At 50.5% G+C, this 18,839-nt stretch carries 16 protein-coding genes; 8 read left to right on the top strand and 8 right to left on the bottom strand.

What is annotated here, in order from left to right; genetic code table 11:
• Nucleotides 1–27: 27 nt before the first annotated feature.
• A complete protein-coding gene (locus ACW9SV_RS05010; RefSeq protein ID WP_479555639.1) occupies nucleotides 28–2,043 on the bottom strand; it encodes a cation:proton antiporter in 2,016 nt (671 codons plus the stop codon).
• A gap of 339 nt (nucleotides 2,044–2,382) precedes the next feature.
• Here ACW9SV_RS05010 and ACW9SV_RS05015 point away from each other — a divergent pair, with 339 nt between their 5' ends.
• The 5 genes from ACW9SV_RS05015 to ACW9SV_RS05035 all read left to right on the top strand — a co-directional run bounded on the left by ACW9SV_RS05015 (nucleotide 2,383) and on the right by ACW9SV_RS05035 (nucleotide 7,075).
• On the top strand, nucleotides 2,383–3,702 hold the full coding sequence (locus ACW9SV_RS05015; RefSeq protein ID WP_479555640.1) for a gluconate:H+ symporter: 1,320 nt from the start codon (nucleotides 2,383–2,385) through the stop codon (nucleotides 3,700–3,702).
• 124 nt (nucleotides 3,703–3,826) lie between these two features.
• Nucleotides 3,827–4,864 carry a hypothetical protein gene (locus ACW9SV_RS05020; RefSeq protein WP_479555641.1) on the top strand — a complete coding sequence of 346 codons (1,038 nt, stop codon included), beginning with the start codon at nucleotides 3,827–3,829 and terminating at the stop codon, nucleotides 4,862–4,864.
• 395 nt (nucleotides 4,865–5,259) lie between these two features.
• Complete coding sequence (locus ACW9SV_RS05025) at nucleotides 5,260–5,955, top strand: DsbA family oxidoreductase (protein ID WP_479555642.1); 696 nt, start codon at nucleotides 5,260–5,262, stop codon at nucleotides 5,953–5,955.
• Nucleotides 5,956–5,982: 27 nt separating this feature from the next.
• A complete protein-coding gene (locus ACW9SV_RS05030; RefSeq protein ID WP_479555643.1) occupies nucleotides 5,983–6,663 on the top strand; it encodes a type 1 glutamine amidotransferase domain-containing protein in 681 nt (226 codons plus the stop codon).
• Between the two features lie 7 nt (nucleotides 6,664–6,670).
• A complete protein-coding gene (locus tag ACW9SV_RS05035; RefSeq protein WP_479555644.1) occupies nucleotides 6,671–7,075 on the top strand; it encodes an ACT domain-containing protein in 405 nt (134 codons plus the stop codon).
• A 127-nt stretch (nucleotides 7,076–7,202) separates the two neighbouring features.
• Here the strand turns inward: ACW9SV_RS05035 and ACW9SV_RS05040 are convergent, their stop codons facing one another.
• The 4 genes from ACW9SV_RS05040 to ACW9SV_RS05055 form a co-directional block, all read right to left on the bottom strand.
• Nucleotides 7,203–9,833, bottom strand: coding sequence for a glycoside hydrolase family 3 C-terminal domain-containing protein (locus ACW9SV_RS05040; protein WP_479555645.1), 2,631 nt, complete (start codon nucleotides 9,831–9,833; stop codon nucleotides 7,203–7,205).
• A 298-nt stretch (nucleotides 9,834–10,131) separates the two neighbouring features.
• On the bottom strand, nucleotides 10,132–10,812 hold the full coding sequence (locus ACW9SV_RS05045; protein ID WP_479555646.1) for a TetR/AcrR family transcriptional regulator: 681 nt from the start codon (nucleotides 10,810–10,812) through the stop codon (nucleotides 10,132–10,134).
• 13 nt (nucleotides 10,813–10,825) lie between these two features.
• Nucleotides 10,826–11,458, bottom strand: coding sequence for a carbonic anhydrase family protein (locus ACW9SV_RS05050; protein ID WP_479555647.1), 633 nt, complete (start codon nucleotides 11,456–11,458; stop codon nucleotides 10,826–10,828).
• Between the two features lie 28 nt (nucleotides 11,459–11,486).
• A complete protein-coding gene (locus ACW9SV_RS05055; RefSeq protein ID WP_479555648.1) occupies nucleotides 11,487–13,049 on the bottom strand; it encodes a SulP family inorganic anion transporter in 1,563 nt (520 codons plus the stop codon).
• 496 nt (nucleotides 13,050–13,545) lie between these two features.
• Here ACW9SV_RS05055 and ACW9SV_RS05060 point away from each other — a divergent pair, with 496 nt between their 5' ends.
• Nucleotides 13,546–14,106 carry a cupin domain-containing protein gene (locus tag ACW9SV_RS05060; RefSeq protein WP_479555649.1) on the top strand — a complete coding sequence of 187 codons (561 nt, stop codon included), beginning with the start codon at nucleotides 13,546–13,548 and terminating at the stop codon, nucleotides 14,104–14,106.
• 122 nt (nucleotides 14,107–14,228) lie between these two features.
• Nucleotides 14,229–16,259: a S9 family peptidase gene (locus tag ACW9SV_RS05065; protein ID WP_479555650.1), complete on the top strand. Its 2,031-nt coding sequence runs from the start codon at nucleotides 14,229–14,231 to the stop codon at nucleotides 16,257–16,259.
• 166 nt (nucleotides 16,260–16,425) lie between these two features.
• On the opposite strand, the gene ACW9SV_RS05070 is transcribed toward ACW9SV_RS05065, so the two are convergent.
• The 3 genes from ACW9SV_RS05070 to ACW9SV_RS05080 all read right to left on the bottom strand — a co-directional run bounded on the left by ACW9SV_RS05070 (nucleotide 16,426) and on the right by ACW9SV_RS05080 (nucleotide 18,319).
• Entirely contained in the window at nucleotides 16,426–17,055 is a 630-nt protein-coding gene (locus ACW9SV_RS05070) for a hypothetical protein (protein WP_479555651.1), read from the bottom strand.
• Between the two features lie 166 nt (nucleotides 17,056–17,221).
• The gene (locus ACW9SV_RS05075; RefSeq protein ID WP_479555652.1) at nucleotides 17,222–17,812 is read right to left on the bottom strand and encodes a Crp/Fnr family transcriptional regulator; all 591 of its coding nucleotides are present in this window, start codon (nucleotides 17,810–17,812) and stop codon (nucleotides 17,222–17,224) included.
• Between the two features lie 372 nt (nucleotides 17,813–18,184).
• The gene (locus ACW9SV_RS05080; protein WP_479555653.1) at nucleotides 18,185–18,319 is read right to left on the bottom strand and encodes a hypothetical protein; all 135 of its coding nucleotides are present in this window, start codon (nucleotides 18,317–18,319) and stop codon (nucleotides 18,185–18,187) included.
• Nucleotides 18,320–18,352: 33 nt separating this feature from the next.
• Between ACW9SV_RS05080 and ACW9SV_RS05085 the strand changes: the two genes are divergently transcribed.
• Nucleotides 18,353–18,784 carry a hypothetical protein gene (locus ACW9SV_RS05085; RefSeq protein WP_479555654.1) on the top strand — a complete coding sequence of 144 codons (432 nt, stop codon included), beginning with the start codon at nucleotides 18,353–18,355 and terminating at the stop codon, nucleotides 18,782–18,784.
• Nucleotides 18,785–18,839: the final 55 nt, after the last annotated feature.

Genomic DNA, 18,839 nt, shown 5'->3' on the forward strand with positions numbered 1-18,839 from the left:
GGAAAACGGGCCTAAAACCACTTGAACTTATTTCTGCTCAGGGTACAGAATGGCGTAGCTCACGTCCTGGAAATAGCGGGATAGGTAGCGGGGCACCACGTTGAACTCAGGGCGGTATGAGACGGTATGCGGCCTGCCCAGCACCACGGTGAACAAATCATTCTGGGTGACCTCCTTGGCCAGCGTTGGGAAATTGTCCCAGTTCTCGTACAGCTCGTAGCTGATGTTCACGGTGTAGCGGTCCTGGTCCTGCACAAATTTCTCCAGCGTTTGCAAGGTCCCTTTCGCGCCCAAGATCCTGATTCTGGCGCCGGCTCCTTTGGCGAGTTGCAGAATGGTGTTCACCCAGTAGGGGAATCCTGCCTCCCGCTCAGAGTTGCGGGGCACCACCACCACAATGGTCTGAATGGTATTCAAAGGGTCGCAGAACTTACAGAAAATGGTCTGCACGGTGGTGTGGTTTACCACTCGGTTCAGGATACTGCCCCAAAACCACTCGCGGGCGCTCAGTTTGCCGTTCCAGGCCATTACCACCTCCGTGATCCGCAGCTCCCGCACCGCCCTGATGATGCCGTTGCCCACGTTAATATCTACCCGGTACACCGGCCGGATGATTTCGGGGTCCTCGGTCACTTCATGGATGACGGAGGCCACATCGCGTTGGTGCAGCTTGATCTTATCCTCGGGGTTATGGTGCTCTGAGACCACCACCAGCGGCAGCAAGGGTTCCGGCGCAATGGGGTTCTTGATGAGCAGCGAGAAATCCAGGAGGCGTTTCAGGTGCTCCATGTTTTCCACCGGAATCAGGATCCGCTCGTCGCCTTCGGTACCTTCCGGTACTTTGTCAGCCATAGCAATGGCAATCTTCCGGCCGGCTTTCTCGGCCACAATACTACTGACGAGACAGGAAACCAGAATCAACAGAATGGTACCGTTCAAAGCCCGTACATCTAAAATTCCCAGGTTATACCCAATGAGCACCACCGCAATGGTAGCCGCCGCGTGGGCACTGCTCATCCCGAAAATCAGCCTGCGTTCATCTGGATTGAAGCCGTAGATTTTCTGGGTACAAAAAGCGGCCAGCCATTTCCCCGCGAACGAGATGACAATGATCACGGCCGCCACAAACAAGGCCTCGGGACCTTCCAGCAGCACCCGCACGTCTACCAGCATGCCCACACTGATGAGGAAGAACGGGATAAACAGCGTGTTGCCCACAAACTCGGTGCGGTGCATCAAAGGCGAGGCTCTGGGAATAAGCTGGTTTAAGGCCAAACCTGCCAAAAACGCCCCGATGATAGGCTCGGCCCCGGCCAAATGCGCCAGAAACCCCGACAGAAACACCACGGCCAGCACAAACAGGTACTGCGCATTGCCTTCGCCTTCCAGCGCCCTGAAAAACCAGCGGCTGATGCGCGGCACGCCCCAGAGCACCACAAACACAAACACCGCCAGTTGCGCCGCAAACTGCAACCAGAACAAGGGCGATAGATCCGGTTTCTGCAAGTTGGTAACCACCGCCAGAATGATCAGCACGGCGGCATCGGTGATAATGGTACCGCCCAGAATAAGCGTCACGGTCCGGTGCTGCGTGATGCCCAACCGCCCAATGATGGGGTACGCCACTAGGGTGTGCGTGGAGAACATACTGGCCAGCAGAAACGACGAAAGCGGACTATACTTCAGAATAAAGTGGGCGCCCAGAAAACCCAGTATCAGCGGGATAATGAAGGTGAGCGTCCCAAAGACGATGCTCTTGTTCTTGTTCCGCTTGAAGTCATCCATGTCCATCTCCAGACCGGCCAGGAACATGATGTACAGCAACCCGATGGTACTGAACAGTACCACACTTTCGTCGCGCTCCAGCACGCCCAGGCCGTGTGGCCCTAGCAGCACCCCAGACAAGATGAGGCCCAGAATACCCGGGATCCCCATTTTGTTGAACAACATGGGCGAGAACAGGATCACCAGCAGAATGACGGCAAACACCAAAACCGGGTCCTGAAGGGGAAGTTTGAAAAGAGACAAGGACGATAAGACCATGTTGGTATAGCTCAAAGAATAGATTACAACTAGGTACGGCGCATCTGAACGGATGTTCCTGTCCTCTTTCTGCCCTTACTGGATACGCGTCAACTAGTTTTGGCAACTGCCCTGTCACTTTGCATTATCCGTACATTTTCAGAAAACAAAGTAAAAACCGCTACTAGAAACGCCTCTCCGGGGCAGCAACTCTCAACTTCATGCGGCGGGTACCCGAAACTTTTCTACATTTAAGAAGCCAATTCTGCCCTTCGTAGGCTTACTGGCCCAACACTTTTCTTTAAACACGCTTACCGCCTTTTTTTGAAAACCCCTTAAAAATCAAACCGCTTCTGGCCTATGCCCCTCCTGCTGATTGCCCTTGCCGTGCTTGCCTTGCTCATTCTGATGATCGTCTTCCGGCTGAATGCCTTTTTGGCTTTGATTCTGGTAGCCTTGGGGTTAGGCATTGCCGAGGGAATGCCCGTGAAAGACGCCATCACCTCGGTACAGAACGGAATTGGCAGCACATTGGGCTCCATTGCCTTGATCATTGGTTTCGGGTCTATGCTGGGTAGCCTGATTTCGGACAGCGGCGCGGCGCAACGCATTTCTTTGAGCCTCATCAAAAAGTTTGGGATACGGCATATCCAGTGGGCCATGATTCTGACGGGGTTTGTGGTGGGTCTGCCCATGTTTTACAATGCCGGTTTCATCCTGCTCATCCCGTTGGTGTTCAGTATTGCGGCCTCCACGGGGTTGCCGCTGTTGTTTGTGGGCATTCCCATGGCCGCAGCGCTCTCGGTTACGCATGGTTATTTGCCGCCACACCCCGGCCCTACTTCCATTGCCGTCATCTACAAAGCAGACATAGGGCTGACCCTCATCTACGGTCTCATTGTGGCCGTGCCTGCCATCATCATTGCCGGCCCAATCTTCACCCGCTTCTTAGGCAAATTCAAAGCCAGTCCGCCGGTTGGTTTGGCTGCCCCCAGAGTCTTTACCGATGAAGAGATGCCCAGCTACGGGGTCAGTTTTTTCACGGCAGTCTTCCCGGTTTTGCTTATGGCCCTGGCCACCCTTGCCAACGCGGTCCTCCCCGAGGCCTCGATGCTCCGTCAGTCCCTCGATTTTGTAGGTGATCCGGCCATTGCCCTGCTCTTGTCGGTTTTCCTGGCCATCTACACGCTGGGCTTAAGAAGAGGCCGCAAGATGGATGATATCATGGCGCTTTTAGGGGGCTCGGTGAGCAGTGTCGCCATGATCATGCTTATCATTGGCGGCGGTGGGGCCCTGAAACAGGTACTGGTAGACAGTGGCGTGGGCGATTACATCACGGCGCTGGTACGCGACATGTCCTTATCGCCTTTGGTGCTGGCCTGGAGTGTGGCCGCTATTTTGCGGGTTTGCCTGGGATCGGCCACGGTAGCCGCCATCACCACCGCGGGCATCACCCTACCCGTCATCGCGGCCACTGGCGTCAGCCCCGAGCTCATGGTGTTGGCCACCGGTGCGGGCAGCCTCATGTTCTCGCACGTGAATGACCCCGGCTTCTGGATGTTCAAAGAATACTTCAGCCTGAGCATCCCAGATACCATTGCCACCTGGTCTATCATGGAAACGCTGGTGTCAGTGATAGGGCTGTTGGGCGTATTGGGCTTGAACGTGTTCATCGGGTAAGGGTGAAGCATTTCAATAACGCTGCGAGGGATGGCGCTTTGATAAGGCTTCAGGGTTCTCGTATCTTTGAGGAAGTAACTAGCCAATATCCCACCTCTATTTGATTCTATTTTACTTTTCCTCAATGCCTTTCTTCTTTAAAACCGTAACGGTTGCCCTTCTCCTGCTGCTTTCCGCGGCCCCCGCGTTCAGCCAGGCGACAGTTCATCTTCAGGCTGAGCCCAAAGGAGGCCTTAATGCTTTAGCGTTAGAATACTATAAGATCAAGTTCACCAAAGACCAGCGTAAAAAGCTGGAGAACAAAGAGCTTGAGTTCATTTTCGCTTTGGACTCGGCCGGCGTGCCTACGTTGGAGGCCATCCACGGGATTTCTGAACAAGATATCCTGGACAGTTTACGGGCTACCTCGGCCAAACTACCCCGGTTCACTCCTCAGGAGCTGAATGGCGTGAAACAAGCGTCGGTTTACTCTTTTAAGATGCAGTATCCCACGTACGGGGCTCCACACAGAATCATGGCCCAGCAGGAAGCGTTCAGGTATGCCGAGACCAAGTACGAAGACTTTGAATACATCCATAAATCAGGGCAACGGCTGGACATTGTTTTTGGAGGTATGGCGAATACCTTCACTGGAAAAGCCGGCGACTACCTGAGCCCAGGCGGCGGCATCAAAATGGAGCTGCTCTACAAAGGAAAGAATGGAATGGGTGGTGGTTTATTGATGAGTTTCTACGGAAACAAATTAAAGCAAGACTATCCCATTGCCTCAGACCGGAAACAGAATACCGCCCCACCTACTCTCATGCTAGGGGTAGGGCTGAACAAAGCCTTGCTGGAAAAGGAAAGAAAAGAATTTGTGGTACAACTGGAACTGAACTACACCCTTCAGAACGTCACCGCCAGAGCAGGAGAATTTGATGAAGACTGGACACAATTGAAGGGTTTCAGCCCTGGCCTGGTTGGCCACTACTTTCTCCAGTTAGGCAAACCCAAAACGTACTATTCCTACGGCGCACCTTCGGTCTACGTCAATTACCTCAACCTGCATGCGGGTGTCAGACCGGTTTTCCTTAACCTGAAAGAAGCCTCCGGCGTCATGCTAGAACTTGGGGTTTCCTACAGATTTGGTTGCCATTTTGTGGATGCATATAAGATAAAATAAGCAAATCCCGTAGCCCTGCTCGGCTGTAAACTTTCCAATAAGATTCCTGGATAGCTTTCCACTGCTGATCCTGGCTTTCCTGTGTAATAAAACCGGACATCTTCTGCGGGGTTCAAAGCAGCATGCCCTTTTGGCAGCTTCCGGTTACCTGAAAGATACCAGAAGGCTTCCTCTGCCCTTCTCATCTAAAAAAGTCCTTACTGGTTTCCTAACGCCATTTTCTGGGTAGAACCTTTTCATATTCCTGGCGGTTGCTGACTTCTCCGTGCCCCTTCAGGAACATTTAAGCAGGTTCTTAGTATAAAATTTGATGCAACTGCTTGGGCTTCGGCGGCTAGCAACTAGTCATGCTTTCCAAGCCCGGCCCTGAGTTTTCACCAGAAAAGAAGAGAAAGATGAAAGTAGAGATATGGTCAGATGTGGTTTGCCCTTTCTGTTACATAGGTAAACGTAGGTTTGAGAAGGCGCTGGAAGGTTTTCCGGGCAAGGACAAGGTGGAGGTGGTATGGCGCAGTTTCCAGCTGGACCCCGATATGAAATTCGTTCCCGGGCAATCGGTACACGAGTACCTGGGTAAACGCAAAGGCTCCACCGCCACCGAAGGCAAGAAAATGAACGACTACATGGCCCAGATGGCCAAAGAAGTAGGCCTGGAGTATGACTTCGACAAAGCCATTATCAACAACACCTTTGACGCGCACCGCCTTCTGCATTTGGCCAAAAAGCACGGCAAGCAGAATGAGATGAAAGAAAGGCTGTTTGCTGCTTACTATACCCAGGGCAAAAACGTGGGCAACCTGGATACCCTGGTGCAGTTGGGCGTGGAAGTGGGTTTGAACGGAGCCGAGATCAGAGATGTCCTGCAAAACGACACCTACGCCCAGGAAGTGCAACGAGACATGTATGAGGCGCAACAGGTAGGCGTGCGGGGCGTGCCGTTTTACGTTTTTAATGACAAGTACGCTGTCTCTGGCGCGCAACCCACCGAACTGTTCCAGGAAGTGTTGGACAAGGTTTGGGAAGAGGAAAAGCCGCAGCTGATCTCCGGCGAAGGCGCAGGCTTCTGCACCCCAGACGGCATTTGCGAGTAGTTTTTAACCTATTTCAAGGAAAACGACATGAAAGTACTAATTGTATTGACTTCGCACAGTGAGTTAGGAAACACGGGTGAGAAAACCGGTTTCTGGATTGAGGAATTCGCCGCCCCCTACTATGTGTTTAAAGACGCTGGCGCCGACATCACCCTGGCTTCTCCCAAAGGCGGGCAACCACCCATTGACCCTAAAAGCGACGCCCCCGAAAACCAAACCGAGGCAACCAAACGCTTCAAAGGAGACCAGGCCCTACAAGAGCTGCTAGCCAGTACCAAAAAGGTTACGGAAGTATCAGCGGATGACTTTGACGCAGTATTCTACCCTGGGGGCCACGGCCCACTGTGGGATTTATATGAAAGTCCTGAGTCTGTGCAGTTGATTGAGGCTTTCTGGAAAAGCAAGAAGCCGGTAGCCGCCGTTTGCCACGCCCCAGCCGTGCTGTTGAATGTGAAAGACGAGAACGGCGATCCGTTGGTGAAAGGTAAAAACGTGACTGGTTTCGCCAATACTGAAGAAGAAGCTGTGGGCCTCACTGAAATTGTTCCTTACCTTTTGGAAGATGAGCTCAAAAACAAAGGCGGCAACTATTCAAAAACCAGTGACTGGGGCGTGCACGTGGTGCAAGATGGCTTATTAATCACCGGCCAAAATCCGGCATCGTCTGAAGAAGCGGCTCACCAACTGCTGCAACTTCTAAGAAAATAGCCCTTCCATGACAGGTGAGATACATCTGAAAACATTGCTTCAAACCATGGAGCCAGAGTTGAACCCCGAAGAATATGTCTTTGGCACCGTCTCCCCTGCATCCTCTACAAGAATTCCATCAGAGGAGATCCTTGCCTTTTTCAGGGAGCAGGAAGGTGTTACGCTGGTTTTAAGAAGAGCTGTGGCAGATCACTATCAGGTGCCTTACAGCTTTGTGGCAGCTTGGATTACCTTAAAGGTTCACTCTGCTTTAGAAGCCGTAGGCCTGACGGCTTCTTTTTCAAGAGCCTTAGCAGACCACCACATTAGTTGCAATGTGATAGCAGGCTTTTACCATGACCACCTCTTTGTAGATAGAAAAGATGCTGATAAAGCCCTTTTGGTATTAAAGCAACTATCCAGCGCTTCGTAAAAGCATGGTCTAACCGGGTTCAAAAACCATCAAAAGAAGAAAGCCCCTCTTGCCAGCTGAAACTGACACGAGGGGCTTTCTTTTTGGACTTGCTTTTGTCTAAACAAGCCCTAAACGCTGCAAAAGCTTACTTTAAAGCCAGCGTTCCTTCTACCGTTTTCTTGCTTTTCTTGGTAGTTGCATCTGGCTGACTACCACCTACGCTGATGGTGACGTTACCCGGCACGTGCTTGGCGGTACCATCCTCGGCAATCAAATGTAGGTCTTGCGGACGCAGAGTGAAATTGACCACTTTGCTTTCGCCGCGTTTCAGGGAAATGCGCTTAAATCCTTTTAGGGCTCTGATCGGGGTTTTAAACCCGTTTTGCTGGCGGGTTAGGTATAGCTGTACTACTTCTTCGCCGTCCATTTTACCGGAGTTGGTCACGCGTACGCTCACCTGTACCGGGCTGTTCACCTGAATATTCTTAGGCATATCCAGTTTGTCATAGGTGAAGGAGGTATAGCTCAGGCCATATCCGAAACCATACAGAGGTTGTCCTTTGAAGTAGCGGTAGGTGCGGTTTTCCATGGAGTAGTCCCCGAAGGCAGGAAGATCCTGATCACCTTTGTAGAAGGTCACCGGCAGACGTCCGGCTGGGTTGTAATCGCCAAACAGCACATCGGCAATAGCCGTACCCGCCGATTGGCCCGCGTACCAGGCGTTCACAATGGCCGGGATGTTCTGGGCTTCCCAAGGCATGGCAATGGCGCTACCGGTCATCATCACAAATACTACTGGTTTGCCAGTAGCTTTGAGCGTCTTCATTAAATCAGTTTGTACTTTAGGCAGTAAGATGGAGGTACGGTCACCGCCGTTGAAGCCAGGCTCATCTACCTTCATTTCCTCGCCTTCCAATTGTGGCGAAATACCACCTACATAGATGATAACATCAGCGTCTTTCACGCGGTTCGCAATGGCTTTGAAATCTGACTTGGCGAAGTTACCGGCCCGCAGTTGGATAGAGGCTTTGCCGCCGTCTTGGTTGTACTCCACTACCAAACGGTATTTCTGACCAGCCTTAGTAGGCAGTTTGTAGCTTTTCGCGCCCCAACGGTTACGGGTCCAGGCATTGAGTTGCTCTTTGCCATCCACGAAGAATTTATAGCCATCATCGCCTTCCACCTCAAAGGTGATAGAGCCGGTGGTGGCAGCGGTATAATCTGTGGTGTAGCGGGCCGAAAAGTTGTAGGCTTTCATGTTGCCTACTACGGTTTCGCCTTCCTGCCAGAAATTGTTGATCCCCGCTTCCTGACGGGTGGCTACATGTTGGCCTTTAAGCTCCATGTTATTGAAGTACTCGGCTTGCACGCCGGGCTTGCCTCCAAAGCTCAATTGCGGGGCAATGTTGGTGTACACCAACAGGGTGTCTTTGGTGAAGGTTGAAGCGCGTTCATAGACTACCTCGGTACCAGCCCCTACTTTGTTTTTGATGCCCTGCAAGGCCGTTACAATCTCAGACGGCAAGCCGTTGTAGTTCCCCAGCACCGCAATCGGGTTATCAGCGTTAGGGCCTACCACGGCAATTTTCTTCAGGTTCTTTTTTAGCGGCAGGGTGTTCTTCTCGTTTTTCAAAAGCACCATAGACTGTTGCGCCATTTTGAGCGAGTGGGCTTTGTGCGGCGCGCTTTCCAGTACGCTTACCGGGGTCTGCGCATATTTCACCATGGCCACCGGGTCAAACATGCCCAGCTTAAACCGGATGGTAAACAAACGCTTCACGGATACGTCAATCATGCGCTCTTCAATTTTGCCTTGCTTCACGGCTTGCACCAGGGCTTTGTAGGCATCAGTACCGCAGTCAATGTCGGTGCCGTGCATCACGGCGTCAGCTGAGGCTGAGGCAGCATCTGGGTGAGTTTTGTGGTTCTTGAAGAAATCGTCAATGGCCCAGCAGTCTGAGGTGACGTAGCCGGTGAATTTCCACTGATTGCGCAGGATGTCGTTCATGAGCACATCTGAACCGCAGCACGGCTGACCTCTAAAGGCGTTGTAAGCACACATCACGCCGGCTACTTTGGCGTTTACCACCAGTTCTTCAAAAGCGGGTAGATAGGTATCCCACAGGTCATAGTTGGTGGCAGTGGCGTTGAACACGTGGCGCTCGGGCTCAGGACCGCTGTGTACGGCATAGTGCTTGGCGCAGGCAGCGGCTTTCAGGTATTTGGGGTCATCACCTTGCAAACCGCGCACGAATGCCCGACCCAGCATAGCCGTCAGGAATGGGTCTTCGCCGTAAGTTTCCTGTCCGCGGCCCCAGCGTGGGTCCCGGAAAATGTTGATGTTGGGCGTCCAGTATGTCAAGCCTACGTAGCGCTGCCCGGACTTGCCATCGGCAATGGCTTTGTTGTAAATGGCACGGCCTTCCAGGGCGGAGTAGTCAGCCATTACCTGTAGAGAAGTGGTGTCAAAGGTAGCGGCCATCCCGATGGCTTGCGGGTAGACGGTCACCTTGTAAGGCGTACGGGCCACGCCGTGCAGCACCTCGTTCCACCAATCATAGGAAGGAATGCCCAGACGGTCAATGGCGGGAGCAGCGTTCAGCATCTGGGCTACCTTTTCTTCTAAGGTAAGACGCGATACCAGGTCATTCACCCGGGCTTCAATGGAGAGCGAGGGGTCCTGAAAAGGATAGGCATATTTCTCTTTTTTATTAGCGGTGAAAGCCGCTATGCCAACGATGGCACAAAAAGAGAGTAAAAGATAGACTTTTTTCATGAATTCCGGGAAAGTGTGGTTATGGAGTCTAAATTGGAGAAAAAATCCAACATTTCTGTAAAAAGTAGGCAAGTTTTAGATGACGCATCTTCATTTAAAGGAATAACTGACGAGAAACTGATGCGGGCAAAACAGAAGCATTTGAGCAGTTTAAACCTACTTTCATAAAAACGGCCCCAAAGGGCTACCTACTATTTCACGCACAAAATGAAAAGCCCCTCTTGCTGATTGCAAGAGGGGCTTTGTTTAATAGATGAAGAACCAACCAACAGGTAGATCAATAACACCTGGAAACTGGCTATCCCTTGATAGTCTTAAAAACAAGTTCTGTTAAAAAGTCTACCAACTGGTTTTCCTGTTTCAAATCCAGGTTGGTGAGCGAAGGCAGATGCTTGGCGAAGAAAACCTGCTGATGGGCACTTTCTGAGATGGTAGACACCAAGGACGCCGGGTACTGGTATTCTGGGTTGATTTCCAGAATAATGCTGGCAATGCGCTTGTTCAGTCTCTTATAGCTCAGAAAAAAACCTTCTTTGTTGTTCTCATCCACTTCTTTGGTGAGATATGCCTTAGCAGACTCTGAGATCACAATTTTCTGGAGTGTTACCTCATCAATGTGGGCAAAATCCATGTCATTCTCTATCCTGCCAGATAGAATCCGGATGGCGACCCGTAGTCTTTCCTCTGGGGAGGCAATGTTAGAGGTAGCAAACACTAGGCGGTACTCCAGCCAACTCCAGTACCAAGAGATCAGGTACACCAGCAGGTTGTGCTTGCTTTCAAAGTACCGGTATATGGTTGCCTCTGTAATGCCGGTTCGCTCGGCCAGCTTTTTGAACGTAAATGCCTCAAGACCCAGCTCCTCGATCAGCTTGATGCCATGTTCAATGATCATCTTGCCTTTGTCTGAGCTTTCCGGGTCTTTGAGGTATACTTTCTCCTCTACTGTAATCTTAATGTTAGCCAGCAGATTCTTCATGGTGTGTGTTTCCCTAGGCGACTTCTTCGCTGTAGAACTCTACTGCGCCAGATTTTACATCGTACATGCCACCTACGATGCCAATTTCGCCATTGTTAATCATTTCATCCAAAATTGGGCTTTTTTCTTTGATGAGTTGCACCGCACGTCTCACATTTTCCTGTGCCACCAATTCAACAAACTCCTTGTTTTTAGAGCTTTTCTCCCCTTCGTAATCAATAGCCTCTACAGATGGGGCAATCTTGTTTACCAATCCGGTGAGGTTACCCAATTCTACGTGGTCGCAGGCCCCTTTGATGGCTCCGCAGCTAGTGTGCCCTAACACGACAATGAGTTTAGAACCGGCCACTTTGCAGGCAAATTCCATACTGCCCAGAATGTCTTCGTTCACTATGTTTCCGGCAATTCTGGCATTGAAGACATCGCCTATTCCCAGGTCAAAAATGAGCTCTGAGGAGGTGCGTGAATCTATACAGCTCAGGATGATAGCGAAGGGATTTTGGCCCTCAGCAGTCTCCTCTACCTGCTGCAACAGGTTACGGTCTTCTCTTTTGCTATTTACAAAGCGGGTATTACCCTCTTTTAGAATTTGAATGGCATCTGCGGGAGTTAGCTTTTGCTGAAGCTCTTTGGTGTACGTTGTCATGTTTATTTTTTGTGGTTAATGTAAATTACTAGCTTATGTTGGCGGCACTTGCCCGTTGCCGCTCTCCGGCCTCTTTGAAGGTGAGGTGGATGTTTTTTAGGTGGGCATTCTCTTTGAAGTCCTGGATCAACTCCTTCACGTCATGGTCCACCACGGCCGATTTGGAATAATCAATCACCAATTCTGCCCCGTCTGGAATCTTGCGCAGGGCTTGCATGATGTTGCCTTTGTTCAGGAACGTCACCTCCTCTGCCAGCACCAAATGATATTGCTCTTTGCCCTCAGGAGTTTTCTCGGTATGCAACAGGTGAGACACCTCGTAGCTGTTTTTCAGGATGAAGAGCACGGCTACCGCCATACCAATGCCAATACCGGTGAGCAGGTCTGTAAAGACGATGGCAATGATGGTGACAATAAAGGGAAGAAACTGCATCATGCCGGAGCGGTACACACTTTTGAACAACGCCGGTTTGGCCAGTTTATACCCTACTGTGAGCAAAATGGCCGCTAAACTGGCCAACGGAATCATGTTCAGCACGCCCGGGATAGAAATCACACAAATAAGGATAAGCACCCCGTGGGTGAAGGCGGCCAGCTTGGTTCTACCACCAGACTGGATGTTGGCAGAGCTACGCACAATTACCTGGGTCACGGGCAGGCCACCTACTAACCCAGCCACCATGTTGCCCACGCCCTGGGCCTTGAGCTCCTGGTTAGCGGGGCTTATTCTTTTGTAGGGGTCTAGTTTGTCAGTGGCTTCCAGGCACAGGAGGGTCTCCAGACTGGCAACGATGGCCAGCGTACCCGCCAGGAAAATCACTTCATAGCTGAAAATACGGCTGAAATCTGGTCGGGTGAATTGTCCAAAGAAGCCGCTAATGCTATCTGCGACAGGCAGCGTAACCAGGTGATTGTCACGCAGCGCTAACTGCGGATAATAGTTCTGGAATAAAATATTCAACCCGATGCCCAGCAGCACCACTACCAGCGGTCCCTGAATGAGCTGGAAGATTCTGCCTTTTTTAGAAAGTACCTGATCCCAGAAAATCAGAATGAACAAGGACAGCACACTGATAATCACGGCCGAAGGTGACACGTAATTGAGCATGTGAAACAACTCAGAAAAAGTATTTTGCCCGTCTGGCTGGACAAAGTGCACATTACCTTCATAATTACGGTCATAGCCAAAGGCGTGCGGCAGCTGCTTCAGAATGATGATCACCCCAATACCGGCCAGCATTCCTTTGATCACCGAGGTAGGGAAATAGTACCCGATGTTTCCCGCTTTCAAAAAACCTAAAGCCAGCTGCATGAGCCCGGCCAGGAAAACCGCCGAAAGGAAAACTTCAAAACTACCCAGCTGGTCAATGGCGTTAAGCACGATCACGGCCAAACCCGCCGCTGGCCCACTTACCCCCAACTGCGAACCGCTAATCAGACTGACTACCACCCCACCAATGATCCCGGAGATAATACCGGCAAACAAAGGAGCCCCAGAAGCCATGGCAATGCCTAGGCACAAGGGTACTGCTACCAGGAAAACGACCAGCCCGGCAGGAAAATCGTTTTTAATTTCTTTGAAGCTTAGCATGTTTTTAATACCGTTTTAATGTTTATTAAAAGTAGTTTAATGTATATTAAAAGTATTACTATAGCTATTCAAAGTAAAACTATATACTCCAGATTTCCAAGAGAAGTTTAGGGTAAGGCAGCAAGTAGACAAGAAGTTCAGCCTTATTGACCTTTAAAGCGGGAGTACTTCAGAAGCCGAACCGTTGATGGAAATTTTAGAAGTGGCAAGCCTTAACAAACCTTGTTTTGGTGCGATAGGACACAAATACGCGTTCACCTGCTTGAGATTCAAGTAAAAGAATTCCATTTCAGGCTTGTTTTCAGGAAAACTGCCCAGAATCATTGAACTGCGTTAAGAAGTAGCGTCACATATTATCTTCATAAGCTTTGATACGCAAAAACAATTGCTAACTTCGTTCACCACTCGTAGTTATCTCCTGTCTCCCAATCAGATAACCAGAATATCCCTCTGCGCTCACGCACTAGTACTTCCAGCTTTCTAACTTTCATTACCCATGAAAAGAAGCAGGTTTTTAGGTATTCTTCTGGCATCAACTCCCCTTCTTTCTTTTACCTCTTTTGGGCAAAACACCCCTAAAACCGGGAAAGGCTTTAAAGTAGCCTCCGGCGAAGGAAGGTACCACGGGCACCTTAAACTGAGGGGCGTGAATGCCAATGTGCTGGATGTGAAGGTATCTGGCAAGGATACCAACGGGGCACTGGCCATCTTTGAACAAACCAGTTTGTCTCCCCGCCGGGGTACGCCGCTGCATGTGCATCCTTCACAAGACGAGATTTTCCAGGTGCTGGCGGGCGAGTACCGGTTTCAGGTGGGGCAAGAGAAGTTCAGCTTAACCGCCGGCGAATGCATTTTTCTTCCCCGGCAAGTGCCGCACGCCTGGACCCAGGTAAGCCAATCAGGCAAAATGACCGTGACCCTGCAACCCGCCGGCAAGCTGGAAGAATTTTTCGTGGCCATGGCAACTTTGCAGCAAGAACCCACCCAAGCACAAATCGCGCAGCTTTTCAGAGAACATGAAATGGAGGTAGTGGGTCCGCCCCTGGCGGTGGACTAAGCCCTGCTTTGTGCTCCGTTTACTTTTTTCTGTAGCAAGCTTCTGTTGCCCTGTCATAGCCTTCATCTCCAAAGGCAGATTCGCTTCTAGTATTCTTTCATTTCACCTAACCCAATACTACCATGCTTAGAATTACTCGCTTATTTTTTGTGCTGGTTTTGCTGCTGGGGTCTTTGCCCATAGCGGCGCAAACAAACAAGTTAACCGCGCTGATTGACCGGGAAATCTTCTTCGGGGACCCGGAGATTGTAAATGCCCAAATCTCGCCTGATGGCTCTTTTATTGCCTTTATCAAGCCTTACAAAGGCACCCGCAACATTTGGGTAAAGAAGCGCGAAGAACCTTTTACCGCCGGCAAGCCTATGACCGCCGACACTACCCGCCCTATTATCAATTATTCCTGGTCCAGAGACGGGAAAACCTTGCTGTACGTGCAAGACAAAGGTGGCAATGAGAACTTCCATGTGTATGCGGTGCAGCCCTCCCAGAAGTTGGAGGCCGGACAAGAGGTACCCGCCGCCCACAACCTCACCAACGTACCCAACACCAGAGCCATCATCTACCTTGCTCCCCGGTCAGAACCCAACATCCTCTATGTAGGTTTGAACGACCGCGATAAGGCCTGGCATGATTTGTACCGCTTGGATCTGACCACCGGCGAAAAGACGTTGGTGCGCCAGAACACCGACCGTATTACCGGTTGGACCTTTGACTGGAACGACAAACTGCGCCTGGCTACCCGCTCTAAGCTAGATGGCAGTTCTGAGATTCTGCGGGTAGACGAGAAAGAGCTTCAGCCCATTTACAGCGCCACTGTTTTTGAAACCAGTGTTCCCATAGGGTTCCACAAAGACAACAACCGTTTCTACCTGAGAACCGATAAAGGCAACCGCAACCTGCAGCAACTGGTGCTGGTAGACCCGGTTACCTTAAAAGAAGAACTGGTGGAAACAGACCCTAAAAACCGGGTAGACGTGGGCCAGGTGCTCCTTTCCGAAGTAACCCGCGAGCCTATCTTTATCGCCTATCAGGATGATAAAATGCGCCGCACCTGGAAAGACAAAACCTATGAAAAAGACTTCAGCACTATAGAGAAGAAGTTTCCGGGCCAGATGGTGCTCCTGGGTTCTTCCACCAAAGATGAGCAGTATTGGATGGTAAATATCCTCAGCGATGTGAACCCCGGAGAGGTGCATCTCTTTGACCGCAAAACCAAGCAGCTCACGTTTCAATACCGCCCCAGGCCGAAGTTACCGGTGAAGGATCTGGCTACCATGCAGGTCATCCGGTACAAGTCTTCTGACGATCTGGAGATACCCGCCTACCTTACCTTGCCTAAGAATTCTACCGGAAAAAACCTGCCTTTAGTAGTGGTACCGCACGGTGGCCCTTGGGCCCGTGATGTATGGGGATTTAACAGTTATCACCAGTTTTTGGCTAACCGTGGGTATGCGGTGCTATCACCTAACTTCAGGGGCTCCACAGGCTTCGGGAAAGAATTCCTGAACGCAGGGAACAAAGAATGGGGCCAGAAAATGCAGGACGATATTACGTGGGGCGTGAAACACCTCATCTCGCAAGGCACCGTTGATCCTAAAAGAGTAGGCATTATGGGAGGTTCCTATGGAGGCTATGCCACCCTGGCCGGCTTGGCCTTCACCCCAGACGTGTATGCCGCTGGCGTTTCTATTGTGGGTCCGTCTAACCTGCACACTTTGCTGAACACCATTCCGCCGTACTGGGAAGCTGAAAGGAAAAAGTTTGCGGAGCGCATGGGTGATTTGAATACTCCAGAAGGCAAAGAACAGCTCGCCCGGCAATCTCCGTTGAACTCCGCTGACAAGATCAAAGCACCCTTAATGGTAGTGCAGGGCGCCAATGACCCGCGGGTGAACAAAGCCGAATCTGACCAGATTGTGATCGCCCTCCGGACCCGCGGTTTTCCGGTAGAGTACCTGGTAGCTCCAGACGAAGGCCACGGCTTTGCCCGCCCCGTGAACAACATGGCCATGCTGGCTGCCGCCGAGAAATTCCTGGCCAAGCACCTGGGAGGCCGCTACCAGGAATCTATGTCACCTGCCGTAGCCGCCCGTTTGAAGGAGATTACAGTTGACGTGAAAAGCGTAGCCACAGCGGCTCCTAAAAGCGAGTAGAATAAACGGTTAAGCACCTTCTAACTTATCCATAAAAACAGGTTCTGGTTTCCTTTGGCAGTCCTTCCATGTAATTGGAATAGCACTTATTCAGAGAAACCAGAACCTGTTTTTATTTTTAGCTATCTGTACAAACAACCTATTTGTTCCTACCTAGTCACATTCGTCACTCAGCCTTCAAGTGCTGTTTCAGAAACGCTTTGCTGATAGCAGTATATGTAACACTAGCCGGAATAGTGATGATAAACCAGAGCACAAAGTCACTCACAAGGGGTTGCATGTCTTTTATAAAAACATTGTACGCTCCAAGGCCAGCTGCTATGCCTACTATGGCCCCAATCAGGAGGGTTATTACACTTTGCCATGCCCACTTATTACTATTGGTAAAGTATTGTCTCAACCGGAAAGCATTAATCCCCCCAATGGCCAGGTATAGAAATAAAATATCGAAAGGAATGTACAGGGTATAATATCCTAACCAAAAAGCGGCCGGAAGGATGACCAGGAAGTACCCTAAATCGGTGAAGTTGCCCCGGTCAAATTTGAGTTGCAAGGCTTTGTTCTGCAACAGATTCAAAATAAGAGCAAAAATCAGGAGAGAGACAGTGTGGGCAGCAAATTGCACCGGTGTTAAAACAACGCCGTGGGTACCGGTAGTGCCGTGCGAAATAGCAGTGTGTAACAAACCCATACCCAGCACATTGGCCCAGACATGGTTGGTTTGCCAGGTTTTCAGGAAAGCCTGGTTGCGGTTTACTTCTGTTTTAGCGGAAGTGAAAGGGATGGTAGTTTCCATAGTGTATCAATAAGTTAAAGTTAATGACCGTCATGGTCAACAACCGGAACCTGGCCCTTGAGCGCTTCTACTTGTATCTTCCAAATGGGTAGAGGTAGATAGCAGAAGGTTTAAGTTGCTGATTACCTGACAAAACTACAGAGGACTCACCCCTAAACTCGTTGACTTAAGTTAAGATCTTGCGGGGCGTTAAAATTCTTTTCCGGATGCGGCTCAAACTTTCTGGACTGATGCCCAACATGCTGGCAATATACTTTTGCGGCACGCGCCGGAATAATTGCGGGTTCTGTTCCAACAGGGTCAGGTAGCGCTCCTCGGGTTTATCTGAGGTAAGCGAGGCCGCCCTAGCCGAGGCCGCTTGGGCAGATTTCTCGGCCATCAAACGGCCCAGTGATTCGAAAAGCGGACTCTCCTGGTAAAGTGAAGCGAGGTTGGGTTTGGTGATGGTTAACACCAGCGAGTCTTCCAGTGCCTGCGAATTGCTGATGGTAGGAAGACCGTTGTAGAAGCTGTCATAATCTGTGAAAAACATGTTCTCCAGCGAGATGCCGCAGGTTTTCTCTTCGCCGTCTTTGCAGAAGAAGTGGCGGATGGCACCTTGGCTAAGAAACCCAATTACCGGGCAGATCTCCCCTGCTTTCCATAAAAATGCTTTCCTACGCAGGTGTACCGGCTTAAAGTAAACATCAATCAAAGCCAGATCCTGCGCGGGCATGTTAATAGTCTGGCGGCAAAATTGTTTCAGGACCTCGGTCATAGCTAGAAGGGGTTACAAATGACAACAAGCAGTAAGGCTACAGCAGCAACAGAGACAAAGACACCTCACTTACAGTAAGTTATAAAAAAGACAAGATTGATACAAGGCTTGCCTTTTCATCCCAGAAACGGAATTGTCACCAGCTAACTAAAACCTGACCAGAGCCTGGCAATTCTCCTTTAGCCTAAAAACAGGGAGCCGTTGGCGAATCACCCCTTGGGAACGCGTGTTTCAGGCCTCATTTTTTACAAAGAGGCCAAAATCACTTGAGAATCAGAAAAAATAGACAAAGCTGATGGTGGAAACCCGTTTCTGGGCTGTCTTTCAGAAAGCAGGGTTAAACTGGTAGAAACAAAACGGGCGATCTGACACCTAGCGATAGCGCTCCTGCAAGCTTGCTCCGGCTACCACCTGCTGATCAGACAAAAACTTTACGCTTCTGCGCTGGTACTTTCCGCGCAAAAGCTCTTCTGGCCACTCCCCCCCAAGTGCGCCTTTCGCATTCATACCTTATTTCATCACAGATTAACTTCTAGGATTATGCAATTGAATCTCATTTTCACGAAATGGACCAAAGTAGCGGCTCTCTTGCTCATGGCGGGCGCTTTGGCCTGGATTATCAAACTGGGGGTCATCATCTCCACTGATGGAAGAATTATAGACACCGGAGCCGCTGCCTTGCTAATGAAAGTCGGGATTATTCTATTGGCCGTGGGCTCCACCGGCATAGGCCATCGGCTGAGCCTTCATCGGCCGGCCTGGGTGAAGGTGATTGCGATCCTTCTTTCCCCCATTGTGGCGTTTGGCTTGTTTCTATTGTTTGCCAAAATGGCTACGCCGCTGGTAACCCCTCTGGTAGAAAGCACCAATGCCTGGTACGCGCAGCAAGAGGCCCCTATAGCCATGGCGGTGTTGTTTTTCCTTACCGTAGGACTCCTGCTGTTCAGAAGCTATCCTTCCGTTGCGCGGTAAGCTTATTCAGTTTTTATCCAAAACTCCCTAAAACATTCTATCCGCTAAAACCCAA

This window comes from Rufibacter sp. JT20002 (genome assembly GCF_056491185.1).

What these genes read in the sequence shown, in the direction of transcription:
- ACW9SV_RS05085 (WP_479555654.1), top strand. Translation starts at nt 18,353, where the DNA reads ATGCAATTGAATCTCATTTTCACGAAATGGACCAAAGTAGCGGCTCTC.
- ACW9SV_RS05075 (WP_479555652.1), bottom strand. Translation starts at nt 17,812, where the DNA reads ATGACCGAGGTCCTGAAACAATTTTGCCGCCAGACTATTAACATGCCC.
- ACW9SV_RS05035 (WP_479555644.1), top strand. Translation starts at nt 6,671, where the DNA reads ATGACAGGTGAGATACATCTGAAAACATTGCTTCAAACCATGGAGCCA.
- ACW9SV_RS05030 (WP_479555643.1), top strand. Translation starts at nt 5,983, where the DNA reads ATGAAAGTACTAATTGTATTGACTTCGCACAGTGAGTTAGGAAACACG.
- ACW9SV_RS05070 (WP_479555651.1), bottom strand. Translation starts at nt 17,055, where the DNA reads ATGGAAACTACCATCCCTTTCACTTCCGCTAAAACAGAAGTAAACCGC.
- ACW9SV_RS05050 (WP_479555647.1), bottom strand. Translation starts at nt 11,458, where the DNA reads ATGACAACGTACACCAAAGAGCTTCAGCAAAAGCTAACTCCCGCAGAT.
- ACW9SV_RS05060 (WP_479555649.1), top strand. Translation starts at nt 13,546, where the DNA reads ATGAAAAGAAGCAGGTTTTTAGGTATTCTTCTGGCATCAACTCCCCTT.
- ACW9SV_RS05045 (WP_479555646.1), bottom strand. Translation starts at nt 10,812, where the DNA reads ATGAAGAATCTGCTGGCTAACATTAAGATTACAGTAGAGGAGAAAGTA.
- ACW9SV_RS05020 (WP_479555641.1), top strand. Translation starts at nt 3,827, where the DNA reads ATGCCTTTCTTCTTTAAAACCGTAACGGTTGCCCTTCTCCTGCTGCTT.
- ACW9SV_RS05025 (WP_479555642.1), top strand. Translation starts at nt 5,260, where the DNA reads ATGAAAGTAGAGATATGGTCAGATGTGGTTTGCCCTTTCTGTTACATA.
- ACW9SV_RS05055 (WP_479555648.1), bottom strand. Translation starts at nt 13,049, where the DNA reads ATGCTAAGCTTCAAAGAAATTAAAAACGATTTTCCTGCCGGGCTGGTC.
- ACW9SV_RS05040 (WP_479555645.1), bottom strand. Translation starts at nt 9,833, where the DNA reads ATGAAAAAAGTCTATCTTTTACTCTCTTTTTGTGCCATCGTTGGCATA.
- ACW9SV_RS05080 (WP_479555653.1), bottom strand. Translation starts at nt 18,319, where the DNA reads ATGAATGCGAAAGGCGCACTTGGGGGGGAGTGGCCAGAAGAGCTTTTG.
- ACW9SV_RS05010 (WP_479555639.1), bottom strand. Translation starts at nt 2,043, where the DNA reads ATGGTCTTATCGTCCTTGTCTCTTTTCAAACTTCCCCTTCAGGACCCG.
- ACW9SV_RS05065 (WP_479555650.1), top strand. Translation starts at nt 14,229, where the DNA reads ATGCTTAGAATTACTCGCTTATTTTTTGTGCTGGTTTTGCTGCTGGGG.
- ACW9SV_RS05015 (WP_479555640.1), top strand. Translation starts at nt 2,383, where the DNA reads ATGCCCCTCCTGCTGATTGCCCTTGCCGTGCTTGCCTTGCTCATTCTG.